We start from the raw sequence: 24,502 nt of genomic DNA, 5'->3' as shown, positions 1-24,502 counted from the left end.
CTTAATCTGACCCGATTGCGTCGCTTCTTCTTTGTCAGGATCGCATCATGAGCGGACCATCGAACTACAACCCGCAAAACCCCGTCTTGAAGTGGGTTGAACGGCGTCTCCCGATCGGGGGACTGATCCACTCGTCCTTCGTTGCCTACCCGACGCCGCGTAACCTCAACTACTGGTGGACGTTCGGCGCGATCCTTTCGATGATGCTCGGCGTGCAGATCATCACCGGCATCATCCTGGCGATGCACTACACCCCGCATGTCGATTTCGCGTTCAAGTCGGTCGAACTGATCGTTCGCGACGTCAACTACGGCTGGCTGCTGCGCTACCTGCACTCCAACGGCGCGTCGATGTTCTTCATCGCCGTCTACATTCATATGTTCCGCGGTCTCTACTACGGGTCGTACAAGGAGCCGCGCGAGGTGCTCTGGATCCTCGGCGTCATCATCTACCTCTTGATGATGGCAACCGGTTTCATGGGCTACGTGCTGCCGTGGGGCCAGATGAGCTTCTGGGGCGCCACCGTCATCACCAACCTGTTCGGCGCGATCCCCTACGTCGGCGACAGCATCGTGACGCTGCTGTGGGGCGGCTACTCGGTCGGCAACCCGACGCTGAACCGCTTCTTCTCGCTGCACTACCTGCTGCCGTTCGTGATCGCCGGCGTCGTCGTGCTGCACATCTGGGCGCTGCACGTCGCAGGTCAGAACAATCCGGCCGGCGTCGAGCCGAAGACCGAGAAGGACGTTGTGCCGTTCACGCCTTACGCGACCCTCAAGGACGCGTTCGGCATGTCCTGCTTCCTGCTGTTCTTCGCCTGGTTCATTTTCTACATCCCGAACTATCTCGGCGATCCGGACAACTACATCCCGGCCAACCCGGCGGTGACGCCTGCGCACATCGTGCCGGAATGGTACTACCTGCCGTTCTACGCGATCCTGCGTTCGATCCCGAACAAGCTCGCCGGCGTTATCGCGATGTTCTCGGCGATCATTGTGCTGGCGTTCCTGCCGTGGCTCGACAGCGCCAAGACCCGCTCGTCGAAGTATCGTCCGCTGGCCAAGCAGTTCTTCTGGATCTTCGTGGCCGTGTGCATCGGCCTCGGCTATCTCGGCGCCAAGCCGCCTGAAGGCATCTATGTCGTCGCTGGCCGCGTCCTGACGTTCGCTTACTTCGCCTACTTCCTGATCGTGCTGCCGATTCTCAGCCGCATCGAGAAGACGCGTCCGCTGCCGAACTCGATCGCCGAAGACGTGCTGCGCAAGACGGGCAGGACGCCGGTGTCGGCCGTGATCGCGCTTGCCGTCGGCGGCATGCTGATGCTCGGCGGCATGAACAACGCGAAGGCCGAGGAGGGACACGGTCCAACCCCGCCGTCGCTGAAGTGGTCGTTCGCGGGTGCCCTGGGCAAGTTCGATCAGGGCCAGTTGCAGCGCGGCCTCAAGATCTACAAGGAAGTCTGTTCCTCGTGCCACGGGCTGTCGTATGTCGCATTCCGCAATCTCGCTGACCCAGGCGGGCCGGGCTACTCGCCGGCGCAGGCTGCTGCGTTTGCCTCGGAGTACAAGGTCAAGGACGGTCCGAACGACGCAGGTGACATGTTTGAGCGCCCCGGCCGTCCGGCTGACTACTTCCCGTCGCCGTTCCCGAACGAGCAGGCCGCCCGCGCTGCCAACGGCGGCGCCTATCCGCCGGACCTGTCGCTGATCGCCAAGGCGCGCGGCTATGAGCGCGGCTTCCCGCAGTTCGTGATCGACGCGCTGCCGGGTTTCTCATTCCAGGAGAAGGGCCCGAACTACATCGACGCGCTGTTGCAGGGCTACGAGGAGAAGGCGCCGGCCGGCTTCACGCTGCCCGAGGGGTCGTACTACAACAAGTATTTCCCCGGCCACTCGATCAAGATGCCGAAGCCGCTCAGCGACGGTCAGGTGACGTTCGACGACGGTTCGCCTGCGACCGTGCAGCAGTACGCCAAGGACATCGCCGCATTCCTGATGTGGGCGGCCGAGCCGCATCTCGAGGCCCGCAAGCGCCTCGGTTTGCAGGTCATGATCTTCCTGATCGTGCTGTCGGGCCTGCTGTACTTCACCAAGAAGAAGGTCTGGGCTGACGCTCACTGAGCCTTCTTGAGATGAGAGTTGTGAAAGGCCCCCGCTGCGGGGCCTTTTTGCTGCGTGAATGCTTCATTGCAGCATTGTGCGCTCCACCAGTGATCCGGTTCTGACATTCGTATTGCTTCTCAGCCGCACCCTTTACGAATGTCAGAACCAAAGGATCACTGGAATCATAATTTGCCGGTGTCCTTTCGTATCCGATGTTCGCTCTGAAGGCGCTGCAAGGTGAAGCGAACGTCGGATACGGGGCACTGGCGTCCTTTCATCCGCTCAACTAACCTTATCGATCCAGGCTGAGGGACATATGACGGGCGCACCGATCGACGGCATTCTGCTCAACATCAATCCGACGGGACAGCTTGTCCTTGGCGGGGTGCTTGCGCTGATCATCTACGGCGTGGCGCTTGATCTGCGCATCGGCGATTTCATTGAAGTGTTCCGCCGCCCGGTTGCACCGGTCTCCGGTCTGCTGGCGCAGCTTGCGATGCTGCCTGCGGTGACATGGGCGATCACCATGCTGCTGAAGCCGCAGCCGAGCATCGCACTCGGCATGATCGTGGTGGCGGCCTGTCCGGGTGGCAACATTTCCAACCTGATCACGCACATGGCGCGCGGCAACACCGCGCTCTCGATCAGCATGACCGCGATGTCGAGCCTGCTCGCCATCGTGACCACGCCGCTCAACATCATCTTCTGGGCAGGGCTTAATCCGGACACCAATGCATTGCTGCGGCAGGTGAGCATTGAGCCGCTGTCGTTCCTCGGCTCGACCATGCTCATCCTCGGCATTCCGATGATGCTGGGGCTGGCCACGGTGCATTACTGGCCGCGCCTCGGTCACCTGCTGCGCCGGCCGCTGCAAATCCTGTCTTTCCTGTTTCTGGTGGCCTTCATCGGCGGCGCGATCTTCACCAATGCGCGTTATCTGACGACCTTCGTGCAATCGATCCTGCCGTTCGTCATCCTGCACAACGCCATCGCCATCGGGCTCGGCTGGGGCACGGCGAAGCTGCTGCGGCTCAGCGACTATGATACCCGCGCGATGACCATCGAGGTCAGCATGCACAATTCGGGACTGGGTCTCGCGCTGATCCTCAACCAGTTCGACGGCATCGGCGGCGCGGCGCTGGTGGCTGCGGGATGGGGCGTCTGGCATCTGATTTCCGGATGGGCGCTGGCGGCATGGTGGAAGCGCCGCGATCCGCATCCGCGCGAGAGTCAGATCCCACGTACGGACACGGCGGAATGAGCGACGCCCACGCAGGACAATACGCCATGAACGGCGGCGTGCTGGTCACCGGCGCTGCCGGTTTCATCGGCAAGTCGCTGATCGCCGAACTGGCGCGCGTCAATCTGAATTCGGAGATCATCGCGCTCGATATGCGCGAGATTGTCGCCGATGAGCGGCTTCCCAACGTCACTTATCTGACGGGCGATGTCCGCGATCCCGCGCTCAGGGAAATTTTTCAGGCGCGCCGTCCGCAGACCGTGGTGCATCTCGCGTCGGTCGTCGCGGTCGGCGGAGATCCGCAGCGCGACTGGGAAATCGACGTGCTCGGCACCAAGAACGTGCTGCAAGCGTCACTCGATGCGGGCGTCGAGCATCTGATCGTCACTTCAAGCGGCTCGGCCTACGGTTATCACGCGGATAATCCGGTGCCGCTGCGTGAAAGCGATCCGCTGCGCGGCAATGCGGACTTTCCCTACGCGCGCAACAAGCGCGAGGTCGAGGAAATGCTGATCGAGTGGCACGACCTCTATCCCGATCTTCAGCAGACGGTGTTCCGTCCCTGCACGGTGCTGGGGCCCACGACCAACAACCAGATCACCGCGCTCTTCGAGCGGCCGGTGGTGATGGGCGTCAGCGGCACCGCGACGCCGTTCTCGCTGATCGCCGACAGCGATGTGGTCGAGGCACTGGTGCAGGCCGTGCGGGAGCCGAAACCCGGCACCTACAATCTCGCCGGTGACGGCACGCTCAGCCTGCGCGAGATCGCCGAACTCAATCACCGGCCCTATGTTTCGATCCCGCCGTCGCTTCTGAAGTCCGCGCTGTGGCTGCTGCATCTGCTGCGCATCACCAAGCTCGGGCCGGGCCATGCCAAGTTCATCCAGTACCGGCCGGTACTGTCCAACGACAAGCTGAAAGCCGAGTTCGGGTTCACGCCGCGCTATGATGCGCGCAAGGTGTTCGAGCGTTATCGCGACGGCCGCGAGGAGCTGAGGAGATGACGACACTCGTCATCGGTGCGGGCCCCGCGGGTCTTGCCGCCGTCAGGAGCCTCAAGCAGGCTGATCTGCCGGTGAAGTGCGTGGAGAAGAACGCGGATGTCGGAGGGCAGTGGCTGTATGGCGCGGCGCCCAGCGCGGTCTATGCCTCGACCCATCTGATTTCCTCAAAGCGCACCACCGCCTATGCGGATTTCCCGATGCCGGAGGACTGGCCCGCCTATCCGGGCCACGAGCGTGTATTGGAATATTTCAAGTCGTTCGCGAAACATTTCGATCTCTATCCCTCGATCCGTTTCAATACCGAAGTCAGCAAGATCGAGCAGCGGGACGGAAGCTGGCGCGCCACTTTCGATGACGGCACCGCCGACGACTATGAAAGCGTCATCTTCGCCAACGGCCATCTCAGCGATCCCCTGATGCCGAAGATTCCGGGCGACTTCAGCGGCAAGCTGATGCACGCGAAGGACTACAAGACGGCCGACATCTTCGAAGGCAAGCGTGTGCTCGTCGTCGGCATGGGCAATACCGGTTGCGACATCGTTGTCGATGCCATTCACCGCGCCAGGCAGGTGCTGTGGAGCGTGCGCGGCGGCAATCATTTCGTGCCGAAGTTTCTCGCCGGAAAGCCGGCGGACGAGGGCAACCACAGGCCGAAGCGTTTCATCATTCCCAAACGCCTGCGCTCGATGCTGCATGAGCCGATCCTGCGGTTTCTGGTGGGGCCGCCGGAGCGCTTCGGCCTGCCGAAACCCGAGCACCGGCTTTATGACAAGACCCCGATCGTGAACTCGCTCGTGCTCCAGCATCTGGGGCAGGGCGATGTCACATTGCGCAAGCCGATCAAGGAATTCCGCGGCGACACGGTTGTCTTTACCGATGGGCAGGAAGATCAGGTCGATCTGGTGCTGCTTGCGACAGGCTACGAGATCACGTTTCCGTTTCTTGAAGACCTCACCGAACTGAACTGGCACCCGGAGAAAGGTGCGCCGCGTCTCTATCTCAACATTTTCCCGTCACGTCCGAACGGTCTTTATGTCGCCGGGCTGCTCGAAGGCGCAGGTGTAGGCTGGCCGGGCCGCGCATTACAGACCGATCTGATCGCGGCCTATATCAAGGCGCAAAAGGAAAGCCCCGATACGATCGCGGACTTCCGCGACAAGATCGCCGCCTATCACACACGGCCGGTCGCCAAGGATCGTGGGGAACACGGTATTTTCGTCGACTTCCTGCAATACAAACGTGATCTTCAGAAAGCCATCGCGAGCTTGAGCGTTGCTTCGCCCGCGCTATAACCACACGAAACATTTCGGAGGACATCATGGGCACGAACGTTACTTTCAAGCGGCCAGACGGCAAGGACGCCACCGGCTATCTCTCCAACGCCGCGCGCGGCAATGCGCCAGGTGTTGTCGTTATTCAGGAATGGTGGGGCTTGTCCGAGAACATCATGGGACTTGTCGACCGCTTTGCGCTCGCAGGATTCGATGCCCTCGCGCCCGATCTCTATGACGGCATTGTGGTGCCGTACCACGATGCCGATGCGGCCGGGAAAGAGATGAACTCTCTGAATTTCATCGAAGCGACCGAGCAGAACGTGCGCGGCGCCGTGCAATACCTGAAACGCAATGGCGCGAAGGTCGGCCTCACCGGGTTCTGCATGGGCGGTGCAGTCACGATCATCGGCGCAGCGAAGATTCCCGAACTGACGGCCGGTGTTGCGTTCTACGGCATTCCGCCGGAGCAGGCGGCGAAGCCGGCCGACGTCAAGATTCCCCTGCAGGGTCATTTCGCCAACAAGGACGACTGGTGCACACCGCAGGCGGTGGATGCCTTCGAGACGGCGATGAAGGCCGCGGGCAAGGATTTTGAGGCGTTCCGCTATGATGCCGATCACGCCTTCGTCAACGAGGAACGCGCGGCGGTCCATGACCGTCAGGCCGCCGAGCTCGCTTGGGGCCGCGCCACGGATTTCTTCAAAAAGCATTTGGGATGAACGTCACCATCTCCGACCTGCGGCAGCAGCCGGCGTTTTTCGACACGGTTGCTGACCGCATCTGGCGGACATGGTGGAAGGAGCGGGGCTTTCCGGCGGATTACATTGCCGGACGCCTGCGCGAAAATATGAATCCGTCACCGATCCCGTTCGCGCTGGTGGCGCACCGGGATGAGACCTTTATCGGGACGGCATCGGTCATTGCCGCCGACCTTGAGGAGCGCCCGCAATACTCGCCCTGGGTAGCGGCGGTCTGGGTCGATCCGAAATACCGGATGCAGGAGATCGGCACGGAACTGGTCGGTCGCGCGGTCGGCGAGGCCTTTGCCCTCAATTTCCGGCGGGTCTATCTATGCGCCCAGAAGGAGAGGCGCCGGTTTTACACTCGGCAGGGCTGGGTGCCGATCGAGGAAGACGTCGGCGAGCGGAAACTGACCGTTTTTGTGAAGAACGCCGGGTCTTGACTTCGCCCGCTCCGGATGGTGTTTTGCCCCCATGAGCACCCTGTCCAACCCGACCCGTCTCTGGTGGCGCACCTTCTGAAGGTGGCCGGTGCGATTTATGTGAAATTCAATCGTCGGGGCCGTCATCGCAGAGCGACGGCCTTTTTCGTTTGTCCTGTGTGGCGTTCCTCCAGCAAGTCTCGTAAGAGGACCAGATGAACAGGACCCTTTTTTCCCTCCCCGCGCAGAGCGAATACCGGACCGCCCGGGGCCTCGACGTGGCCCGTTCCGTCGAGCATTTTACCGGCGGAACGGCGCTCGACCGGCTGATCGACCGGCTGGATACCCGCCGCGGCGTGGTGCTGTCGTCGGGCACCACGGTGCCAGGGCGCTATGAGAGCTTCGACCTCGGTTTTTCCGATCCGCCGCTGCGGCTGGAATCGACCAGCACGGATTTTTTCATCGAGGCGCTGAATGCGCGCGGCAAGGTGCTGGTGGCGTTTCTCGCCGAGACCTTGAGAGAGCCCTGCGCCGTCATCACCGAAAAGAGCGCCACGCGAATTTCCGGTCACATCGTGCGCGGCGACGCGCCGGTGGATGAAGATCAGCGCACCCGGCGTGCGTCTGTGGTGTCGCTGGTGCGCGATATCATCGCGGCGTTTAACTCTCCGAGCGATGGATTGCTCGGGCTGTTCGGCGCCTTCGCCTACGATCTTGTGTTCCAGTTCGAGGACCTCGTGCAGAAGCGCGCGCGCGAGAAGGACCAGCGCGACATCGTTCTCTACATTCCCGACCGCATTCTGGCCTATGACCGCGCCACCGGACGCGGTGTGATCCTGAGCTATGAGTTTGCGTTCGGCGGTCAGTCCACCAAGGGCCTCGACCGCGAGACCTCTGAGAGCGTTTACGCCAAGACCAAGCGCGAGGGTTTTGCCGATCATGCACCCGGCGTCTATCAGGAAACCGTCGAGATCGCCCGCAAGGCGTTTGCACGAGGCGATCTGTTTGAAGCGGTGCCGGGCCAATTGTTCGCCGAGCCTTGCGAGCGGACGCCGGCGGAAGTGTTCCAGCGCCTGTGCAAGATCAATCCGTCGCCTTACGGCGCCCTGATCAATCTCGGCGACGGTGAATTTCTGGTGGCGGCGTCGCCGGAAATGTTCGTCCGCTCCGACGGCAAGCGGATCGAGACCTGTCCGATCTCGGGCACCATCGCGCGCGGCGTCGACGCCATCAGCGACGCCAAGCAGATTCAGGAACTGCTCAATTCGCAGAAGGACGAATTTGAACTCAATATGTGCACCGACGTCGACCGCAACGACAAGGCGCGGGTATGCGAGCCGGGCACCATCAAGGTGCTGGCGCGGCGGCAGATCGAGACCTACTCGAAGCTATTCCACACCGTCGACCACGTCGAAGGCATGCTGCGTCCGGGCTTCGACGCGCTGGACGGCTTCCTGACTCACGCTTGGGCCGTCACCGTCACCGGTGCGCCCAAGCTGTGGGCGATGCAATTCGTCGAGGACAATGAGCGCTCGTCGCGGCGCTGGTATGCCGGCGCGCTCGGCTTCCTCGGCTTCGACGGCAGCATCAATACGGGCCTGACCATCCGCACCATCCGCATGAAGGACGGTCTTGCGGAAGTCCGCGTCGGCGCGACCCTGCTGTTCGATAGCGATCCCGTTGCCGAAGAAAAGGAATGCCAGACCAAGGCGGCAGCGCTGTTTCAGGCGCTGCGCGGCGATCCGGCGAAACCTCTGTCCGCCTTCGCGCCGGATGCCACCGGTTCCGGCAAGAAGGTGCTGCTGATCGATCATGAAGACTCGTTCGTGCACATGCTGGCGGATTATTTCCGGCAGGTCGGCGCGACGGTCAGCGTCACGCGGCACAATCACGCGCTCGATGTGCTGAAGAACAACGAATACGATCTTCTGGTGCTGTCGCCAGGCCCCGGCCGCCCCGAAGATTTCGGTATCTCGAAATTCATCGGCGCGGCGCTGGAGAAGAAGCTTCCGGTGTTCGGCGTCTGTCTCGGCGTGCAGGCCATCGGGGAGTATTTCGGCGGCAAGCTCGGGCAGTTGTCCACGCCTGCGCATGGCCGTCCCTCGCGCGTTCAGGTGCGCGGCGGCACGCTGATGGGCAACCTGCCGAATGAAGTCGTGATCGGGCGCTATCACTCGCTGTATGTCGATCGCGACGGTATGCCGGACGTGCTGCAGGTGACTGCCAGCACCGAGGACGGCATCGCCATGGCGATCGAGCACAAGACGCTGCCGGTGGGCGGCGTGCAGTTTCATCCCGAGTCGCTGATGTCGCTCGAAGGCAATGTCGGACTGCGGATCGTGGAAAACGCCTTCAGGCTGGGGCAACCCGGTTAGAACGTCATTGCGAGGAGCGCCAGCGACTAAGCAATCCATGCGTTGCGACCCAATAATGGATTGCTTCGCTTCGTTCGCAATGACGAAAATGATTTTGTGGGATTAGCATCCGATGACTCTCTCTGATGATTTGAAGGCCACCGTCCGCGCCATTCAGGACTACCCGAAGCCTGGCATTGTTTTCCGCGACATCACGACATTGCTTGGCAACGCGTGGGCGTTCCGCCGTGCGGTCGATGAACTGGTGCAGCCCTGGGCCGGCTCCAAGATCGACAAGGTCGCCGGCATGGAAGCGCGCGGCTTCATTCTCGGCGGCGCGGTGGCGCATCAGGTCTCGGCAGGCTTCGTGCCGATCCGCAAGAAGGGCAAGCTGCCGCACACCACGGTGCGCATTGCCTATTCGCTGGAATATGGCCTTGATGAAATGGAAATGCACGCCGATGCCATCAAGCCCGGCGAGCGCGTCATCCTGATCGACGATCTGATCGCGACCGGCGGCACGGCGGAAGGCGCGGTGAAGCTGCTTCGCCAGATCGGCGCCGATGTGGTGGCGGCCTGCTTTATCATCGATCTGCCGGAACTCGGCGGTGCGGCCAAGCTGCGCGCCATGAATGTCCCGGTGCGAACACTGATGACCTTCGACGGTCACTGACAGATCGATCTTCAGCTACCAGAATGTGAATGAATTCAGATTTGTCTATTTACGTCATTGCGAGCGAAGCGAAGCAATCCACCTTTGAGGAGAATGGCTTGCTTTGTCGCAAAATGCTCCTCGCAATGAAAATTTCAACAAACTCGATTATCTAAAATGGAATAATCCTGATCTATCCCAGCTTGTGCAGGATCAGGTTCAGTTCCAGCTCGCGGAAGCGGGTGTAGTTGTTGCGTACCCATTGATGCAGCTCCGACGACTGGTCCTTGTTGTCGCGCAGATAGTGCGTGAACGAGAAGTTCAGGCGTCCGATAATTGATTTCAGGAATGCGGGCAGGGCCGCGACCCTGAACGGCCGTACGCGGCCGAACGCTGCGGGCAATTCGCCCCACAGCACATGCTCGTTTTCGACAGGCACGATCGCCGCATTCGGAAACGTCTCGCGCAGCATGGTCCAGGCGACGATGGACGCGCGGTCGCGATCGGGAATGAAAAGAACGATCGGATCGACGCCGCGGCGGTCCGCTTCCTTCATGAAGCCGATTTCCGCGATCATTTTGAAGAAATCGTCGAAGGCATGAAAGCCGAGATCGACGACCTTCGGCACGTTGTCGTTGACGATCAGCCGGTCCATCAGCGCCATCTGCCCGAAGGTGTCGCTGATCGCCGCGGTCTCGGTGATGCGAGGCAGATAGTTGAGCAGCGAGGGCTCGCGCAGGTTGATGTCGAAGGCGATCACCTTGCCGCGCTGAAGCACCAGAAATTCGGTCAGCGCCCGCGCGATCAGCGTTTTTCCCACCGCGGGGCGGGGGGAACAGACGATATAGACAGGCGTGCGGCGCATCGGCGCGATGTCCGGCTGGTGTCTTGAATCCGGCGTCAGATCTCGCTGGTCGGCGCCCGAGACGTATTGGACTTGTCCTTCGAGCCGACGATCTCGGTCAGCTTGATGCGGTCGAATTCGCCCCACACATTGCCGAGCCAGTGGCGGACATAGCCGCGCAGCACGAACGAGTAATTCGCGGGCTCGTCCTTGGTGCCCTTGTTGGCGACGAACTTCAGGAACGGCACCGAAGCGACTTCGACCTGCTCGTAGGCCATCTCGTTGAGCTTCGGAATCGTGATCTCGGTCGCATTCTTGATGCGGTGGAAATACGAATTGTAGGTTGCCTGGTCCCACTCGAAGAAGCTGGTGTTGTTGATGAAGTTCTTCACCAGGAAGTACTTCGCGCCGTCCATGAAGTTCGCGGTCTCGGCGATTTCATCCAGCGAGGCGATCGACGGGCCGAGGATATGGAACACGGCAAAAGTGATCTGGCCGGAGCGGGCGGCATCCAGAAAGCCGATGTCGCGAAGCGCCGCGAGGGTCGGGGACAGCAGTCCTGCGCGGACGTCGATGACGGTGACGCTGGTGCCCGACGAGTTCAGCGTATCGAAAATCTTCATCTGATCGGACGTCGAGGTGACGTCGACGATCTGGGTGATGTCGGGATGAAAGCGCATCAGCGTACCGCGCGGCGATTCGGTATCGAAGGCGCGGGTCGGGATGTTGTTTGCGTTGAAATAGTCGAGGACGGTGCGCGAAACGGTGGTTTTACCGACCCCACCCTTGTCCGCGCCCACTACGATCACTGCCGGTTTCGCCATAAGACCTCTTTAACCCACCAAGCACGTCGAATTGACGACGCAGCTTAGCCTGCTTTCCGCCGGACCATGGCAGAATCGAGGGATAATTCAATTCTTGACCGGGCAGTTATGCTGAATAACCAACGGCTTCTTAACGGCGGGGGTTACCTGCGGCCCCATGGTCCGGGAATCGGGCCTGCCGGGGACGGCGCTGGCTGGGGGGAACTGCCCCACGGCCCCGCATGGGGCGCTTCGGGCCGGGTATCCGGGCTGGAATCCGCCGAGGGGCCGCCGCCATCACCGGCTTCCGCGCCGCTGCCGGGCAGAGGCAATGGGCCCGGGTCGCGCCCGCCGGCATATTTCACCAGCGCCTTGACCCGCGAATCGACCGACGGGTGGGTGGCGAACAGGTCCGCGAAGCCTTCGCGCGGATTGTCGATGCACATTTCCATGACGGCGGAGGTCGCGCCCGGCAGTTCGCCGCGGCCCTCGATCTTGCGCAGCGCCGAGATCATCGCATCGGGGTCTTTGGTGAGTTCGACGGAGCCCGCGTCCGCCAGCAGTTCGCGCGAGCGCGACAGGGCAAACCGCACCACCAACGACAGGCCCCATGCGAGGCCGATCAGGGCGATCGCCAGAAGCACGATGGCGAACGCGCTGCCGCCCTTCTTGTCCCCGTCCGACGAGGAGGACGAGGACCGGCTGCCGCCGCCAAAACTCCAGTTGGAGTTGAAGAAGATGCGGAAGAACAGTTCGGCGAAAAAGCCGATCACGCCCGCGATGACCACGGCGATCACAAGCAACTGCACGTCGCCGTTGCGGATGTGGGTCAGCTCGTGCCCGAGCACCGCTTCCATTTCCCGGTCGTTGAGCGCATTCATCAGTCCGGTGGTGACGCTGATTGCGTACTGGCTGCGGTCAAGGCCGGTGGCAAAGGCGTTGAGCGCGGGGCTGTCCACGATCTTCAGCTTCGGCATCGGGATGCCGCGCGAGATGCAGAGATTTTCCAGCAGATTGTAGAGCCGCGGCTGCTCCTGCCGCGTCACGTCATGGCCGCCGGTGACGGCATCGATGATGTTCTGATGGAAGAAATAGGCGATCACGATCCATGCGGCCGCGCCGATGGTGGCGAACGGGAAGGCCTTGACGAGGTCGTGCGCCGCGAGGGTGAGATAGTCGTCGAACGGACGGTTGCTGTTGAGCGCCACTTCGGCCAGCAGCGCGCCGGCGAACACCATCACATAGACGAGCAGGAACAGGCCGCCGAGCAGCAGCATCGAACGAAACTTGTTCGATGCGATATGCGTGTAGAGACCGTACGCGGCCATGATGCGCTGCCCGTGCTAGCCGGATTGAGACGCTTAAAACTTGACCGACGGCGCCTGTTCGAGCTGTCCGCGCTGCTCGCCGAGATCGAAGAAGTCCTTCTTCGTGAAGCCGAGCGCGCCGGCGAAGAGGGCAGCCGGCAACTGCTGGATGCCGGTATTGTATTCCTGAACCGCGTTGTTGAAGAAGCGGCGGCTGGCGGCGATCTTGTTCTCGATGTCGGACAGTTCGGTCTGCAACTGCTGGAAATTCGCGTTGGCCTTGAGGTCCGGATAGGCCTCGGACAGTGCGATCAGGCGGCCGAGCGCAGCCGAGAGCTGGCCTTCGGTGGCGGAGACCTGCGCCGGGCCCTGCGCCGACATGGCGGCGTTACGGGCCTTCACGACGTCTTCCAGCGTGCCGCGCTCGTGGGTGGCGTAGCCTTTGACGGTCTCGACCAGGTTCGGGATCAGATCGTGGCGCTGCTTGAGCTGCACGTCGATGTCGGCGAAGGCCTGCGACACCCGCTGCGCCAGCGCGACCAGCCGGTTATAGGCGCCGAACACGAACAGAGCGATGACGACGATGACACCGAGTAAAATCCAGCCGGACGACATGAGAAAAGCTCCATGGGGACAACGAATGGCACGCAGCCTACCTGAAAGGCAGACGCCCGTCAGTGCCCGCGGCCAGGGTGCCGCGCTATTTGGTCGTCCTTGGGGAGATCTGGTTCAATGAAACGGTCAGGATGTTTCTTTCACCTCTCCCCGTCGGGGAGAGGTCGGCGCGCGATAGCGTGCCGGGTGAGGGGATCATATGTCAGCTTTGACATTTAACCCCCTCACCCCAACCCTCTCCCCAACGGGGAGAGGGAGTTAATCTTCCGATGCCGTGACGTCTGTTTGTGAAACGCTTACGGCTTGGCGATATGCCAGGCGCCGTTCAGAAAGCCGTCGCCGGTGGTGTCGCCGGGCTTGGTGTCCTTCGCAAAAGTGTAGAGCGGCTTGCCCTTGAGCGCCCACATCTTGCTGCCGTCGTCGCGGGTGACGATGGTCCAGTCACCGGACGGCTTGGCGTCGGCACCGGCCATCAGCGGCGGCCAGTTGGTCGCGCAGGGGCCGTTGCAGGCGGACTTGCCGGCGCTGTCCTTGTCGAAGGTGTAGAGCGTCATGCCCTTGGCATCGACATAGGCCTTGCCTGCCGGAGTGTCGGCGACCTTTGCAGCCTGCGCGAAAGCTGCGGTTGAGGCGAGCAAGAGAGAGACAGCCGCAATCGCGGCAAATGTTTTGGACATCGCTGGTGTACTCCTGATGATTTTTGCGTCGGACGCGAACGCGTCATCAGGACAAACTCCGACAGGAGAGAATTATTCCACGCCGATGCCATTCTCGGGGAAAATCGCATCGCCCCAATTCCATTTCTTTGCGCGCTTGTAGGCAGCCTTGTCCCGATGCGGGACGCTTGCAGCCTCCATTATTCCCTCAGGCGTGCAGATTTTTGCCGTGACCGCTATCTTGGTCACCAGCGGTTGCGCCAGCACGCGCGCGGGTCTTGGCGCAGGCGCCGTCCGCGACAGAACCACGTAGGCGAATTTTTCATCCTCATAGGGAAGGTCCGCGCCCTTCAGGTGTTTATGCGCGCGCGAGCGTTGCAGGCGCTGCGTGAAGTGACACCAGTCGGGCCTGGTCAGCGGACATGCAGCATCGTGCGGACAGGGCGCGATGACATGCGCGCCCTTCGCGATCAGGCGGTCGCGCAGATCGATGACGCGCGCATAGCCCGCCGGCGTACCGGGCTCCACGACCAGCAGCGTGTCGCGCGTTTTCGCCCACATGGCGTCAGCGAGGGCCGCACGTTCCCCAGCGCCCAGTTCGTTGATGACGTAGCTGGCGACAACGAGATCTGCTTCCGGCGCCTCGGCAAGCGCCTTGCGCGCGTCGCCGGAGTGATAGCGCATCGCGGCAAGGCGCAGGTGCGGCTGTGCGAGTTCAGTTGCCAGATCGCGCAGCGCCGTATTGGCGTCGAGCAGTGTGAACGTATTCAGCGAGGCGAAGGCTTCGCTCGCCGCCCACGTCGCCGTGCCCGGCCCCGCGCCGACATCGAGCAGGCTTGAGGGGGCGAAATCCGGACGGATTTCCGTCAGCGCATTCAGGCTTGCCGCGATTGCGGCATAGGTCGCCGGCATCCGTGCCAGCGCATAGGCCAGCGCGTCGGCACCTGTTCGGATAGTGCCCGAGCCGCCGCCATCGCGATAGGTGCGCGAGATCGCATCCGCGCGCTGTGCAGCGTCGTTGCGCGACAGGCCTTCGGACTTGTGTGTAAGGGCGGCTCTCAGTTCGGCGGGAAGATCGGGGGAGATCATGGCGGCGGGGCCTTTCGACCTGTCTTGCCGTCATCCTGAGGAGCGAGCGCTTGCGAGCCTCCAAGGGTGACGGCAATAACGCACTGCGCGCATCCTTCGAGGCTCGCCGCAAGTGCGGCTCGCACCTCAGGATGACGGACCTCCCTCATAGGGGAGGGTGAAGCAGTCAAGCTACGTTCTGGTCGAGAACCTTCATCGCGCCGTCGAGATCGACCGACACGAGCTGCGACACGCCGCGTTCCGCCATGGTGACGCCGAACAGCCGGTTCATGCGCGCCATGGTGATCGGATTGTGGGTGATGATGATGAAGCGCGTCTCGGTGGACGAGGTCATCTCATGCAGCAGGTTGCAGAACCGCTCGACGTTGTGGTCGTCCAGCGGCGCGTCGACTTCGTCCAGCACGCAGATCGGCGAAGGATTGGTGAGGAACACCGCGAAGATCAGCGCCAGCGCCGTCAGCGCCTGCTCGCCGCCGGAGAGCAGCGACAGCGTCTGCGGCTTCTTGCCGGGCGGCTTGGCGATGATTTCGAGACCGGCTTCGAGCGGATCGTCGCTCTCGATCAGGGTCAGTTCGGCCTGGCCGCCGCCGAACAGCTCGGTGAACAGCCGCTTGAAGTGAGCGTTGACCGTCTCGAACGAGGTCAGCAGGCGCTCGCGCGCTTCCTTGTTGAGGCTCTGGATGCCGGTGCGCAGCTTCTTGATGGCTTCGACCAGATCGTCACGCTCGGTGGTGAGGTTGAGATGCTGGGCCTCGACCTCGCGCAGTTCTTCCTCGGCGCGCAGGTTGACGGCGCCGAGGCGCTCGCGGTCGCGGCGCAGCTTTTCCAGATCGGCCTCGACATCGGTCACGGCCGGAAGCTCGGTTTCCGGGATGATCTCGGCGAGAGCGGCGACGCCGTGCGGCTCGACCTCCAGCATGTCGCGGATTTCACGTTCGATGTCTTCGAGGCGGCGGCGGGTGCCTTCCATGCGCTCTTCGGAGCGGGCGCAGGCCTCGCGTGCGGAGGACAGCGCGTCGAGCGAGGCGCGGGCCACGCGGTCGGTTTCCGCCATCGCTGTTTCGGCTGTGGCCAGCGCATCGGCGGCCATGCGGCGGTCGGCTTCGGCATGCTCGATTTCGCTGATCAGCGCGCTGCGCTTTTCGGCGAACACTTCCGGTGCGTTTTCGAGTTCGGCGCGCTCGGTGTTGACCTCGACGATGCGGGTCTCGACGGTCGCGATCTGCGACGCGGCGTTTTCCTTGCGGTTCTGCCACTCGCTGCGCTCGGCAAGGATGGCCTGCACACGGCGGTCGGCGAGTTCGGCTTCGCGCGCCAGCGCCTGCGCCTCGGCGCGCACCTGCGCGGCAAGACGTCGGTGGCCGTCCATGTCGGCGCGGACAGTGGCGAGCTTTTCTTCGTTCTCAGCGCTCGACGGCAACTCCTCCAGGGCGGCGACGGCGGCTTCGTGCGCGCTGTGCGCCTCGGAGCGATCCGCGGTGAGGCGGGCGGCGCGTTCGTCGAGAGCCGAGCGGTGCGAGGCGTGGCGATTGATTTCGCGCTCCGCATTGGCATGGCGTTCGCGCGCGGCATTGGCTTCGCGCTGGGCATTGCGCGCAGCTTCACGTGCGGAGCTTTCGGCTGCGGACGCAGCCTTGAGTTCGGCCTCGGCATTTTCCAGCGCCTGACGCTTGGCGGCCGCATCGGCCCGCGCCTGCTCGATCTCGGCTTCGATGTCGACGAGACGGGCGCGCTCGGCGAGCCGCCGTGCCGCGCCGGTCGGAGCATGGGCCGCAGCGACGAACCCGTCCCAGCGCCACAGGTCGCCCTCGCGAGAGACCAGCCGCTGGCCGGTCTTCAACTGCGGTGCAAGCTGCGCGCCGCGTTCGCGGCTGACGATACCGATCTGCGCCAGACGCCGCGCCAGTTCCGGCGGCGCGGTGACATGAGCGGCGAGCGCTTCGATGCCTTCGGGCAGCGACGGATCGCCTTCGATCACGCCGAAGCTGGACCAGCGCATCGGTGCGGTCGGATCGACCGGCGCGTCGAGATCGTCGCCGAGCGCGGCGCCCAGCGCCTTCTCGAAACCCTTGGCGACGTTGACGCCGTCGATGATCGGCGGCCACAGGTTCTTGGTCTCGCCGTTGACGATCTTGGAGATCGTCTTGGCTTCGGTCTCCAGCCGCTGCACGCGCTTTTCAGCATCGGCAAGCGGGGCACGCGATGCTTCCAGCCTGGCGCGGGCGCTGACATGCGCAGCCTCGCTGGCTTGCGTCGTGGTTTCGGAAATCAGCAACGTCTCCGCCGCCGCTTCCATTGCGGCCGCAAGTTCATCGAGGTCGCCGAGGCCGCCGGTCTCCGCGGCAAGCTTCTCGACTTCGCTCTGGACGTTGACGATGTCCTGATCGAGCCGCGCGAGACGGTCGCGATGGGTGCGGACATTGGCTTCGATCTGGTTGCGCTTGGCGGTGAGATCGGCGAGCGCGGTTGTCAGTTCGGAGAAGGTGCGTTCGGCCGCGGCAAGGGTCGCTTCGGCTTCGACAACGCGCTCATCGGCGCCGCTGCGCTTTTCGACGCGCGACCTGATCTCGTCCTTGAGCACGCTGTCTTCGGATTCGAGCCGCGCCAGCGCGACGTCGGCGTCGGACAGTTGCCGCTGCTCGCGTTCGATGTCGGCGGCGAACTGCGTCAGGCGCCGGTCGAGTTCGGTGACGCGCTCCCTGGCCCGCGCTTCCTCGCGGTCGAGCATTTCGCGGGCATTGGTCAGGCGCTGCAAACCGGCAGCGGCGCGCGCTTCGCTCTCGCGCAGGCCCGGCAGTTCGGAGGCGCGGATCGCCTGAATGCGTGCGGCTTCGGCCTGCTGGAGGGTGCGTTCGGCCTGTTCGCGGACGTTCAGGTCGTGGGTCTGGCCGGCCTCGGCGACGTCGGCATGGGACTGAATCCAGCGCAGGTGAAACAGCATGGCCTCGGCCTTGCGGACCTTGGCGGCGACTTCGCGATAGCGGATCGCCTGCCGCGCCTGCTTCTTCAGGCCTTCGATCTGGCTCGCCAACTGGCCGATGACATCCTCGACGCGGGTGAGATTGGTCTCGGCCGCCTTGAGGCGCAGTTCGGCTTCATGACGGCGCGCATGCAGACCGGCGACGCCTGCGGCGTCTTCCAGCACGCGGCGGCGCTGGTCGGGACGCGCCTGAATGATTTCACCGATCTTGCCCTGGTGGACGAGGGCGGGCGAGCGTGCGCCCGTGGCGGCGTCCGCAAACAGGATCTGCACGTCGCGCGCGCGCACATCCTTGCCGTTGATGCGATAGACCGAGCCGGCTTCGCGCTCGATGCGGCGGGAAATTTCCAGCATGTCCTGATCGTTCACGGCGGACGGCGCCGAGCGATCGGAATTGTCGATGGTCATCGCCACTTCGGCGTGATTGCGCGCCGGGCGGTTGCCGGAGCCGGCGAAGATCACCGCGTCCATGTCGGCGGCACGCAGCGACTTGTGCGAGGTTTCGCCCATCGCCCAGCGCAGCGCTTCAACGAGGTTCGATTTGCCGCAACCGTTCGGACCGACGACGCCGGTCAGGCCCGGCTCGATCAGAAAATCGGTCGGCTCAACGAAGGACTTGAATCCATGAAGGCGAAGACGGGTGAGTTTCATGCAATCGGTGCTCTGTTGGCCGGGGAACTACCGGAGTCGGAATTATCCAGCCGGGGCAAGGTCATAGCAGGCCTGTGCCAGTATAACTGAGTCGCGGAATGCGCCTCGAACTGTCCGCACAATGGCGAGGCTGGCCCTGCAGGGCAACCGGCCCGCAAGGCTTTTCCCAAGGGATTTAAAGGGATTTCCGAGGGATTTCAGTGTGTTTCGGGCGAATGGTCCGTGGAACCGGACCGGTTCTGCCCGCCATGCTTAGCTCTTCAGCAACGGCTTGATCATCTTTTCGAAGGCTTCGAACGAGGTCTCGCCCTTCACCACGGTTCCGTTGACGAAGAAGAACGGCGTCGAGTTGACCTTGAGCTTGGTGTAGGCGTGCTCGCGCACATCCAGAATGCCCTTCTGGATTTTCGGATCGCTCTGCACGCAGTCCTTGATCATCTGCTCGCTGAAACCGGCCTGCTTGCCGACGCGGTTGATGGTGCCGAGCGCGTCCGAGGCCAGATCGTTCTGCTGCTTGAACAGGATGTCGACGATCGCGAAGTATTTCGGCGCATCGTCCTTGGCGACGCAGCGCGCCAGCGCCGAAGCGGCGAGCGCCACCTGATCGAGCGGGAATTCGCGGAAGATGAAGCGCACCTTGCCGGTATCTATGTAGTTGGTCTTGATCTGCGGGAACACGTCCTTGGTGAACGCCGCGCAATGCGGGCAGGTCATGGAAGCGTATTCAATGATGGTGACGGGGGCGTCCTTCGAGCCGAGCGCCATGTCGCCGAGTTCGCCGGCCTGGTTGATCTCGGCGGCGGTCTGGGCGCTGGCCGGGCTGAAAAACTGCCACGGCGAAAGGCCGAGTGCGGCAGCGGCGCCAGCGAGGGACAAGGCGGCGGTGAAGGTGCGGCGCGTGATGTTCAACGGTCTGCTCCGGAAAGTCGTGCGAACGGCGTTGTCACGCCTGATGGGGAACGTTTCGCTAGCTTGAAACCATGATTGTGGCAATGCCGGGCCGAAGCCAGGCGCCGTCACATAGGGCTCAATTTCGCTTGATCGATGCGCCCAGCCGCGCCAGCGCCGCGCGCAGATCGCCGTCTTCCACGGTGCCGAGCGAGGCCTCGACCTCGGCGACGGCGCTCGGGTCGGGCGCTTTCCGGACCCGGGGCTTCGGCCGTTGCGACAGCGGCGCCTGACGCAGCGCGATCCGGCCCACCGCGTTCCAGCCGAAGAAGCGGTTGACCCGCTCCAGAATGACGTCCGAAGTGTGCTGGATTTCCAGCGCCATCGGGCCTTCGACCCGCAGCACCAGCGTCGCCGGTTCAGGGACCTGGTTCTCGACCGGCCGCGGCCACTGGATCTTCAGAGGTTCCGAATGGGCCGCCACTTGGGCGCCGACGATCTCGGCCCACCGCGTCACCAGTTCGCGCGAGGCAAAGCCCTGCTTGACGAAGACATCGTTGATCGCACTGCCGAGCAGTGCGGATAACGGCTTCGCGGTGAGGGGACCGGGCTTGTTCATGAGCGGGTGTCGTCGGTACATATTGTCCCATGACCTTATCAGGCGCTGCCGCGCGGCGGAAGAAATCTCAGGACAGTGCTGAAGCCGATCGTCCGGCGCTGTTGCTTGCCTGGTACGACCGCCATCGGCGGCAACTGCCGTGGCGCGCACTGCCGGGCCGCGCCAGCGATCCCTACCGGGTGTGGCTTTCGGAAATCATGTTGCAGCAAACCACCGTGAAAGCGGTCGGGCCATATTTCGAGAAATTCACCGCGCGCTGGCCGACGGTGGCGGCGCTCGGCGCGGCCTCGCTCGATGATGTTTTAAGAATGTGGGCGGGGCTTGGCTACTACTCCCGCGCGCGCAACCTTCACGCCTGCGCTGTCACGGTTCTGCGCGACCATGGCGGCGCATTTCCCGATACCGAAGAAGGCCTGCGCACACTGCCGGGCGTCGGGCCCTACACGGCGGCTGCGATTGCCGCGATCGCGTTCGACCGTCAGACCATGCCGGTGGACGGCAATATCGAGCGCGTGGTGTCGCGGCTGTTCGCGGTGGAGGAGCCGCTGCCGAAATCGAAGCCGCGAATTCAGGAACTGGCTGCGACGCTGCTCTGGGATTCACGCGCCGGCGACAGCGCGCAGGCGCTGATGGATCTCGGCGCCACCATCTGCACGCCGAAGAAGCCCGCCTGCGCGCTCTGTCCGCTCAACGACAACTGCGCCGCGCGCGAGCGCGGCGATCAGGAGACGTTTCCGCGCAAGGCCCCGAAGAAGACCGGCACGCTGCGGCGAGGGGCGGCGTTCGTGGTGACGCGCAGCGGCGAACTGCTGGTTCGCACGCGGCCGGAAAAAGGACTCCTCGGCGGCATGACGGAAGTGCCGACCTCCGAATGGCTGGCCGGTCATGACGACAGGGATGCGCGCGAACAGGCTCCGGCGATCAATGTGCCGCGCTGGCATCGCAAGGCGGGCGTGGTCACGCATGTGTTCACGCATTTCCCGCTCGAGCTTGTGGTCTACACCGCGAGCGTTGCCGCACGCACCCGCGCACCACAGGGCATGCGCTGGGTGCCGGTCGCGACGCTGAAGGATGAGGCGCTGCCGAACGTGATGCGCAAGGTGATCGCGCACGGATTGGGCGATTAGCCGGTTCCTGAATCGCAATTGTCATTTTGTGGCTTTACACTCGTGTGTTATTTGGCAGGCTCCGTGAGCCGGCCCTGCTCGTTTCCCGCAACATAGGACGAGGAACAAATGCGCCAGTTGTCATTAAAGTTAGCGGCATGTTTTTATTTTTTCATTCCTGGATCTCATTTCGCGTCGGCGGGGCCAGCGGAAGATGCGGCGGGCGTTGTCACGAAATGGGAAAAGGCATTCAACGCGGGTGAGGTGGATGACATCGTCAGGATGTACACGACCGAGGCGACGCTGTTTGGTACGCTGAGCCCTTCGATTTCGTCGGGCCCTGAGCCGTTGAAGGCCTATTTCGCCGCGAGCGCAAAAAATCGCACGCAGGTGAAGCTTGTCGATGCGCCGACGGTAACGAAACTTTCGGACAGTGCCTTTGTTCTTGCCGGGATCTACGAATTTTCGGGCACCAGAGCCGACGGCCAGAGTTTTTCAGCTCCGGCGCGCTACAGCCTCGTTGTTGTCGATAGCGGCGGCCAATGGCGTATTGCGCACCAGCACTCATCGCCGCGACCGAAGCCGCAATGACGCTGCCAGAGTCGTGCATGCTTGCGATAGACGTGATGCTCACGTTTGATCCGCCGGACAAGCCGTCCCGCGTCAGAAAGGCCGAATTATGCCGACGCGCGGGATAACGGTCAGAACGATGGCGCAGGCAAGCGCGCGCTTGTCGTCTTCTGCAATCAGCGCGACCGGACCGCTGGCGGGCAACTGCTTGACCGCATGCAGCATCAGCATCATGCACACCGCCCAGCTCGAAACCCAGCGCGCGTAATCGAACACCGTGATGCAGATCACGAGATAGCCGAGGCTGATCAGCACCAGCGCAGCCAGCACCACGCGGCGGTGATGAGGTGATGTCAGCGCGCGGATCGAGTCGCGGAAGTATCTGATTAGCGGCGTATGGAGCGCGATCAGGATCGGATACGCCCATGCGGTCGACAGATTTGTCGGCATGGTCTTCCAGGTCTCGCTGATCTCATCAGGCAATGTCCTGAACCAGATGTAGGCAAACGACAGCGCGTCGGTTGCGGCGCCGCCGTTGCCCATCCGGCTGCGCAGAAATTGCGAAAACTCTGCCTGGGACACCGGGACGTTGCCGTAGATCTGAACGGCGACGAAAACCGCCGACACAAGTCCCGCCATCGCAGCGCCCACCGCGATGTCGGGCTTTGATAGATGGCCGTTGCAATAATACCGGATCACGACAATCGCAGCGATGGCCGGAACATAAAGCAGCATATGGATGTGGTGAATCAGGATGAGCGCAATCGAGCCGCATGCCGCCAGGACGACAAAGGCAATCGAGCGCGCCGGGATCAGCAGCATCACGATCGCGAACATGCATCCGTAGATGTCGAAATAGCCGATGGTCTTGACGAAGTTCTTCAGGAAGAACGGCGAGCCCATGATGAAGACGAGCAGCGGCGCGCTCGCCTGCGAAAAGCCAAATGTCTTTTTAAACAGGAGCAGATAGAGCCCGGCGGTGGCAAGCAGCGCTGTGCCGCCGAGCACGTAGACCAGCCATGGCGGGACACGGTCGGCGCCGAGCGAGACGATTGCGCCGATCAGCGCGCGCTTGGTGAAACCGAAATGATAGCCGACCAGGAGATGGACATACTCCATATCGGGGACGTCATGGGCGATCTTGTAGATCGCGTAACCGATGATGATCGCGGCGTTGATCGCAACCAGCCGCCGCCAGTGGATGAAAGCGCGGCTGATCCCGGGAACCTGCCGCGCCTCCCGATTCATCCGGCGCTCGACAGGAACGATGTCTCGGGCCTCGGCACGATCGGCGGCTTGGCGTTGAGCGCGTCGACCTGAAAGCCCGCGACCCGCTTGTAGGTGTTGGCAACGTCTTCCAGTTCCTGCTGCGACATGACCTCGGTTACGACATTGAAGCCGTTGGGCGCGCGCTCCTCGACCAGTTGCATCACCTGCTCAGGGCCGTTGCGGCGGTTGAGCTTGACGAGTTCGGTGGTCGCGGGACGGCGCTCGGCTTCATAGGCCTGAAGCGCGGTTGCGGTTTCGCCGTGCTTGAGGATTTCCCGTGTCAGCACGCGGGCGTCGAGAATGGCCTGCGACGCGCCGTTGGAGCCGATCGGATACATGGGATGTGCGGCGTCGCCCATCAGCGTGATGTTGCCAAAGGTCCAGCGGTCGATCGGGTCGCGGTCCACCAGCGGATATTCGTAAGCGTGCGCGCAATTGCGGATCAGGCCGGGCACGTCGAGCCAGTCGAACGTCCAGTCCTCGAACCAGGGCAGGAATTCGTCGAGCTTGGCTGCGCGGTTGTAGTCCTCGCGACGCCACGAGTAAGTCGGCGGCAGCAGCCGTTCGGCGATCCAGTTGATGCGGAATTTGCCGTTCGGCAACGGCGCATTCGAAATCGGATAGCAGACGAACTTCAGAACCTCGTGGCCGGCCATGATCATTGTGCGGCCGGAGAGAAACGCGTCGCTCTCGGTGATGCCGCGCCAGAGAATGCGGCCGTTCCAGATCGGCGGGCCTTCGTCGGGATAGAGCCTGGCGCGAATAGCGGAGTGAATGCCGTCGGCGGCGATCAGCAGCGAGCCATCGTAGGTGCCGGCATCCTTGCCGGTGGCCTTGTCGATGAAATTCGCCGATACGCCTTCGGGCGAGTCGGTGAAGCTCGTGACATGATGACTGTTGAGCAGATTATCCGCGCCGAGTCGCTCAACCACGGTGTCGAGCAGGATCTGGTGCAGCGTGCCGCGATGGATCGAGAACTGCGGCCACTTGTATCCGGCCTCTATCCCGCGCGGTTCGCTCCAGATCGGCTTTCCATGCTTGGAGAAGTACGACAGTTCCTTCGTCCTGACGCCGGCGGCATCGAGCTTGTCGAGCAGGCCGAGTTCGATCAGTTCGCGCACTGCATGCGGCAGCACATTGATGCCGACGCCGAGCGGCTTCAGTTCCGGCACGCTTTCAAACACGCGGCACGGAATACCGATCTGGTGAAGGCTCAGTGCGAGCGTCAGCCCGCCGATCCCGCCCCCCGCGATAAGAACCGTCATGATAAGCTCCTGTGACTGACCTGCGTCATGACATGGGACACGATGAGCGTGC

21 protein-coding genes are annotated in these 24,502 nt (G+C 62.9%); 10 read left to right on the top strand and 11 right to left on the bottom strand.

Annotated elements, in window-relative coordinates:
- Window positions 1-47: 47 nt before the first annotated feature.
- The 8 genes from ACP7AL_RS13765 to ACP7AL_RS13730 all read left to right on the top strand — a co-directional run bounded on the left by ACP7AL_RS13765 (window position 48) and on the right by ACP7AL_RS13730 (window position 9,809).
- Entirely contained in the window at window positions 48-2,120 is a 2,073-nt protein-coding gene (locus ACP7AL_RS13765; protein WP_024919412.1) for a cytochrome c1, read from the top strand.
- A 298-nt stretch (window positions 2,121-2,418) separates the two neighbouring features.
- On the top strand, window positions 2,419-3,363 hold the full coding sequence (locus tag ACP7AL_RS13760) for a bile acid:sodium symporter family protein (RefSeq protein WP_425992126.1): 945 nt from the start codon (window positions 2,419-2,421) through the stop codon (window positions 3,361-3,363).
- The gene (locus ACP7AL_RS13755) at window positions 3,360-4,346 is read left to right on the top strand and encodes an SDR family oxidoreductase (RefSeq protein ID WP_425992124.1); all 987 of its coding nucleotides are present in this window, start codon (window positions 3,360-3,362) and stop codon (window positions 4,344-4,346) included. The genes ACP7AL_RS13760 and ACP7AL_RS13755 overlap by 4 nt, the downstream gene beginning before the upstream one ends.
- The gene (locus ACP7AL_RS13750; RefSeq protein ID WP_425992122.1) at window positions 4,343-5,638 is read left to right on the top strand and encodes a flavin-containing monooxygenase; all 1,296 of its coding nucleotides are present in this window, start codon (window positions 4,343-4,345) and stop codon (window positions 5,636-5,638) included. Before ACP7AL_RS13755 ends, ACP7AL_RS13750 begins: the two co-directional genes overlap by 4 nt.
- A gap of 26 nt (window positions 5,639-5,664) precedes the next feature.
- Window positions 5,665-6,339, top strand: a complete 675-nt coding sequence (locus ACP7AL_RS13745; RefSeq protein WP_425992120.1) for a dienelactone hydrolase family protein — start codon at window positions 5,665-5,667, stop codon at window positions 6,337-6,339.
- Window positions 6,336-6,803 (top strand): GNAT family N-acetyltransferase, encoded by a 468-nt coding sequence (locus ACP7AL_RS13740; RefSeq protein WP_425992118.1) that lies wholly within the window; start codon window positions 6,336-6,338, stop codon window positions 6,801-6,803. The genes ACP7AL_RS13745 and ACP7AL_RS13740 overlap by 4 nt, the downstream gene beginning before the upstream one ends.
- A 194-nt stretch (window positions 6,804-6,997) precedes the next feature.
- Entirely contained in the window at window positions 6,998-9,157 is a 2,160-nt protein-coding gene (locus tag ACP7AL_RS13735) for an anthranilate synthase component I (RefSeq protein ID WP_425992116.1), read from the top strand.
- A 112-nt stretch (window positions 9,158-9,269) separates the two neighbouring features.
- Window positions 9,270-9,809, top strand: a complete 540-nt coding sequence (locus ACP7AL_RS13730) for an adenine phosphoribosyltransferase (protein WP_006018997.1) — start codon at window positions 9,270-9,272, stop codon at window positions 9,807-9,809.
- Window positions 9,810-9,981: 172 nt separating this feature from the next.
- Here the strand turns inward: ACP7AL_RS13730 and ACP7AL_RS13725 are convergent, their stop codons facing one another.
- The 9 genes from ACP7AL_RS13725 to ACP7AL_RS13685 all read right to left on the bottom strand — a co-directional run bounded on the left by ACP7AL_RS13725 (window position 9,982) and on the right by ACP7AL_RS13685 (window position 20,240).
- Window positions 9,982-10,653, bottom strand: coding sequence for a hypothetical protein (locus tag ACP7AL_RS13725; protein ID WP_425992113.1), 672 nt, complete (start codon window positions 10,651-10,653; stop codon window positions 9,982-9,984).
- 35 nt (window positions 10,654-10,688) lie between these two features.
- Window positions 10,689-11,456 carry a hypothetical protein gene (locus ACP7AL_RS13720; RefSeq protein ID WP_024919402.1) on the bottom strand — a complete coding sequence of 256 codons (768 nt, stop codon included), beginning with the start codon at window positions 11,454-11,456 and terminating at the stop codon, window positions 10,689-10,691.
- A gap of 143 nt (window positions 11,457-11,599) precedes the next feature.
- Window positions 11,600-12,763: a M48 family metalloprotease gene (locus tag ACP7AL_RS13715; RefSeq protein WP_425992111.1), complete on the bottom strand. Its 1,164-nt coding sequence runs from the start codon at window positions 12,761-12,763 to the stop codon at window positions 11,600-11,602.
- A 33-nt stretch (window positions 12,764-12,796) separates the two neighbouring features.
- On the bottom strand, window positions 12,797-13,357 hold the full coding sequence (locus ACP7AL_RS13710) for a LemA family protein (RefSeq protein ID WP_006019001.1): 561 nt from the start codon (window positions 13,355-13,357) through the stop codon (window positions 12,797-12,799).
- A 296-nt stretch (window positions 13,358-13,653) separates the two neighbouring features.
- Window positions 13,654-14,034 (bottom strand): COG4315 family predicted lipoprotein, encoded by a 381-nt coding sequence (locus ACP7AL_RS13705; protein WP_006019002.1) that lies wholly within the window; start codon window positions 14,032-14,034, stop codon window positions 13,654-13,656.
- A 72-nt stretch (window positions 14,035-14,106) separates the two neighbouring features.
- Window positions 14,107-15,102, bottom strand: a complete 996-nt coding sequence (locus ACP7AL_RS13700; RefSeq protein WP_425992108.1) for a small ribosomal subunit Rsm22 family protein — start codon at window positions 15,100-15,102, stop codon at window positions 14,107-14,109.
- A gap of 166 nt (window positions 15,103-15,268) precedes the next feature.
- Window positions 15,269-18,733: a chromosome segregation protein SMC gene (gene smc, locus ACP7AL_RS13695; RefSeq protein WP_425992106.1), complete on the bottom strand. Its 3,465-nt coding sequence runs from the start codon at window positions 18,731-18,733 to the stop codon at window positions 15,269-15,271.
- A 252-nt stretch (window positions 18,734-18,985) separates the two neighbouring features.
- Window positions 18,986-19,642, bottom strand: a complete 657-nt coding sequence (locus tag ACP7AL_RS13690) for a DsbA family protein (protein ID WP_024576026.1) — start codon at window positions 19,640-19,642, stop codon at window positions 18,986-18,988.
- 118 nt (window positions 19,643-19,760) lie between these two features.
- Complete coding sequence (locus tag ACP7AL_RS13685; protein WP_425992103.1) at window positions 19,761-20,240, bottom strand: DUF721 domain-containing protein; 480 nt, start codon at window positions 20,238-20,240, stop codon at window positions 19,761-19,763.
- A 29-nt stretch (window positions 20,241-20,269) separates the two neighbouring features.
- Here ACP7AL_RS13685 and mutY point away from each other — a divergent pair, with 29 nt between their 5' ends.
- Complete coding sequence (gene mutY / locus ACP7AL_RS13680) at window positions 20,270-21,367, top strand: A/G-specific adenine glycosylase (protein ID WP_425992101.1); 1,098 nt, start codon at window positions 20,270-20,272, stop codon at window positions 21,365-21,367.
- A 108-nt stretch (window positions 21,368-21,475) separates the two neighbouring features.
- Window positions 21,476-21,937, top strand: coding sequence for an SgcJ/EcaC family oxidoreductase (locus ACP7AL_RS13675; protein ID WP_425992099.1), 462 nt, complete (start codon window positions 21,476-21,478; stop codon window positions 21,935-21,937).
- A 72-nt stretch (window positions 21,938-22,009) separates the two neighbouring features.
- Here ACP7AL_RS13675 and ACP7AL_RS13670 read toward each other — a convergent pair whose 3' ends face one another.
- Both ACP7AL_RS13670 and ACP7AL_RS13665 read right to left on the bottom strand, forming a co-directional pair.
- The gene (locus ACP7AL_RS13670) at window positions 22,010-23,164 is read right to left on the bottom strand and encodes a hypothetical protein (RefSeq protein ID WP_425992097.1); all 1,155 of its coding nucleotides are present in this window, start codon (window positions 23,162-23,164) and stop codon (window positions 22,010-22,012) included.
- Complete coding sequence (locus ACP7AL_RS13665) at window positions 23,161-24,450, bottom strand: flavin-dependent oxidoreductase (RefSeq protein WP_425992095.1); 1,290 nt, start codon at window positions 24,448-24,450, stop codon at window positions 23,161-23,163. Before ACP7AL_RS13665 ends, ACP7AL_RS13670 begins: the two co-directional genes overlap by 4 nt.
- Window positions 24,451-24,502 lie beyond the last annotated feature (52 nt).

The organism is Afipia sp. DC4300-2b1, from assembly GCF_049895725.1.
In the GTDB taxonomy this organism is placed as follows: domain Bacteria; phylum Pseudomonadota; class Alphaproteobacteria; order Rhizobiales; family Xanthobacteraceae; genus Afipia; species Afipia broomeae.
The sequence above is the reverse complement of the archived record's forward strand: the minus strand, read 5'-3'. Positions and strand labels throughout refer to the sequence as shown.

Excerpts from the sequence above, each read along its gene's own strand:
- ACP7AL_RS13765 (WP_024919412.1), top strand. The coding sequence starts at position 48 with ATGAGCGGACCATCGAACTACAACCCGCAAAACCCCGTCTTGAAGTGG.
- ACP7AL_RS13760 (WP_425992126.1), top strand. The coding sequence starts at position 2,419 with ATGACGGGCGCACCGATCGACGGCATTCTGCTCAACATCAATCCGACG.
- ACP7AL_RS13755 (WP_425992124.1), top strand. The coding sequence starts at position 3,360 with ATGAGCGACGCCCACGCAGGACAATACGCCATGAACGGCGGCGTGCTG.
- ACP7AL_RS13750 (WP_425992122.1), top strand. The coding sequence starts at position 4,343 with ATGACGACACTCGTCATCGGTGCGGGCCCCGCGGGTCTTGCCGCCGTC.
- ACP7AL_RS13745 (WP_425992120.1), top strand. The coding sequence starts at position 5,665 with ATGGGCACGAACGTTACTTTCAAGCGGCCAGACGGCAAGGACGCCACC.
- ACP7AL_RS13740 (WP_425992118.1), top strand. The coding sequence starts at position 6,336 with ATGAACGTCACCATCTCCGACCTGCGGCAGCAGCCGGCGTTTTTCGAC.
- ACP7AL_RS13735 (WP_425992116.1), top strand. The coding sequence starts at position 6,998 with ATGAACAGGACCCTTTTTTCCCTCCCCGCGCAGAGCGAATACCGGACC.
- ACP7AL_RS13730 (WP_006018997.1), top strand. The coding sequence starts at position 9,270 with ATGACTCTCTCTGATGATTTGAAGGCCACCGTCCGCGCCATTCAGGAC.
- ACP7AL_RS13725 (WP_425992113.1), bottom strand. The coding sequence starts at position 10,653 with ATGCGCCGCACGCCTGTCTATATCGTCTGTTCCCCCCGCCCCGCGGTG.
- ACP7AL_RS13720 (WP_024919402.1), bottom strand. The coding sequence starts at position 11,456 with ATGGCGAAACCGGCAGTGATCGTAGTGGGCGCGGACAAGGGTGGGGTC.
- ACP7AL_RS13715 (WP_425992111.1), bottom strand. The coding sequence starts at position 12,763 with ATGGCCGCGTACGGTCTCTACACGCATATCGCATCGAACAAGTTTCGT.
- ACP7AL_RS13710 (WP_006019001.1), bottom strand. The coding sequence starts at position 13,357 with ATGTCGTCCGGCTGGATTTTACTCGGTGTCATCGTCGTCATCGCTCTG.
- ACP7AL_RS13705 (WP_006019002.1), bottom strand. The coding sequence starts at position 14,034 with ATGTCCAAAACATTTGCCGCGATTGCGGCTGTCTCTCTCTTGCTCGCC.
- ACP7AL_RS13700 (WP_425992108.1), bottom strand. The coding sequence starts at position 15,102 with ATGATCTCCCCCGATCTTCCCGCCGAACTGAGAGCCGCCCTTACACAC.
- smc (WP_425992106.1), bottom strand. The coding sequence starts at position 18,733 with ATGAAACTCACCCGTCTTCGCCTTCATGGATTCAAGTCCTTCGTTGAG.
- ACP7AL_RS13685 (WP_425992103.1), bottom strand. The coding sequence starts at position 20,240 with ATGAACAAGCCCGGTCCCCTCACCGCGAAGCCGTTATCCGCACTGCTC.
- mutY (WP_425992101.1), top strand. The coding sequence starts at position 20,270 with ATGACCTTATCAGGCGCTGCCGCGCGGCGGAAGAAATCTCAGGACAGT.
- ACP7AL_RS13675 (WP_425992099.1), top strand. The coding sequence starts at position 21,476 with ATGCGCCAGTTGTCATTAAAGTTAGCGGCATGTTTTTATTTTTTCATT.
- ACP7AL_RS13670 (WP_425992097.1), bottom strand. The coding sequence starts at position 23,164 with ATGAATCGGGAGGCGCGGCAGGTTCCCGGGATCAGCCGCGCTTTCATC.
- ACP7AL_RS13665 (WP_425992095.1), bottom strand. The coding sequence starts at position 24,450 with ATGACGGTTCTTATCGCGGGGGGCGGGATCGGCGGGCTGACGCTCGCA.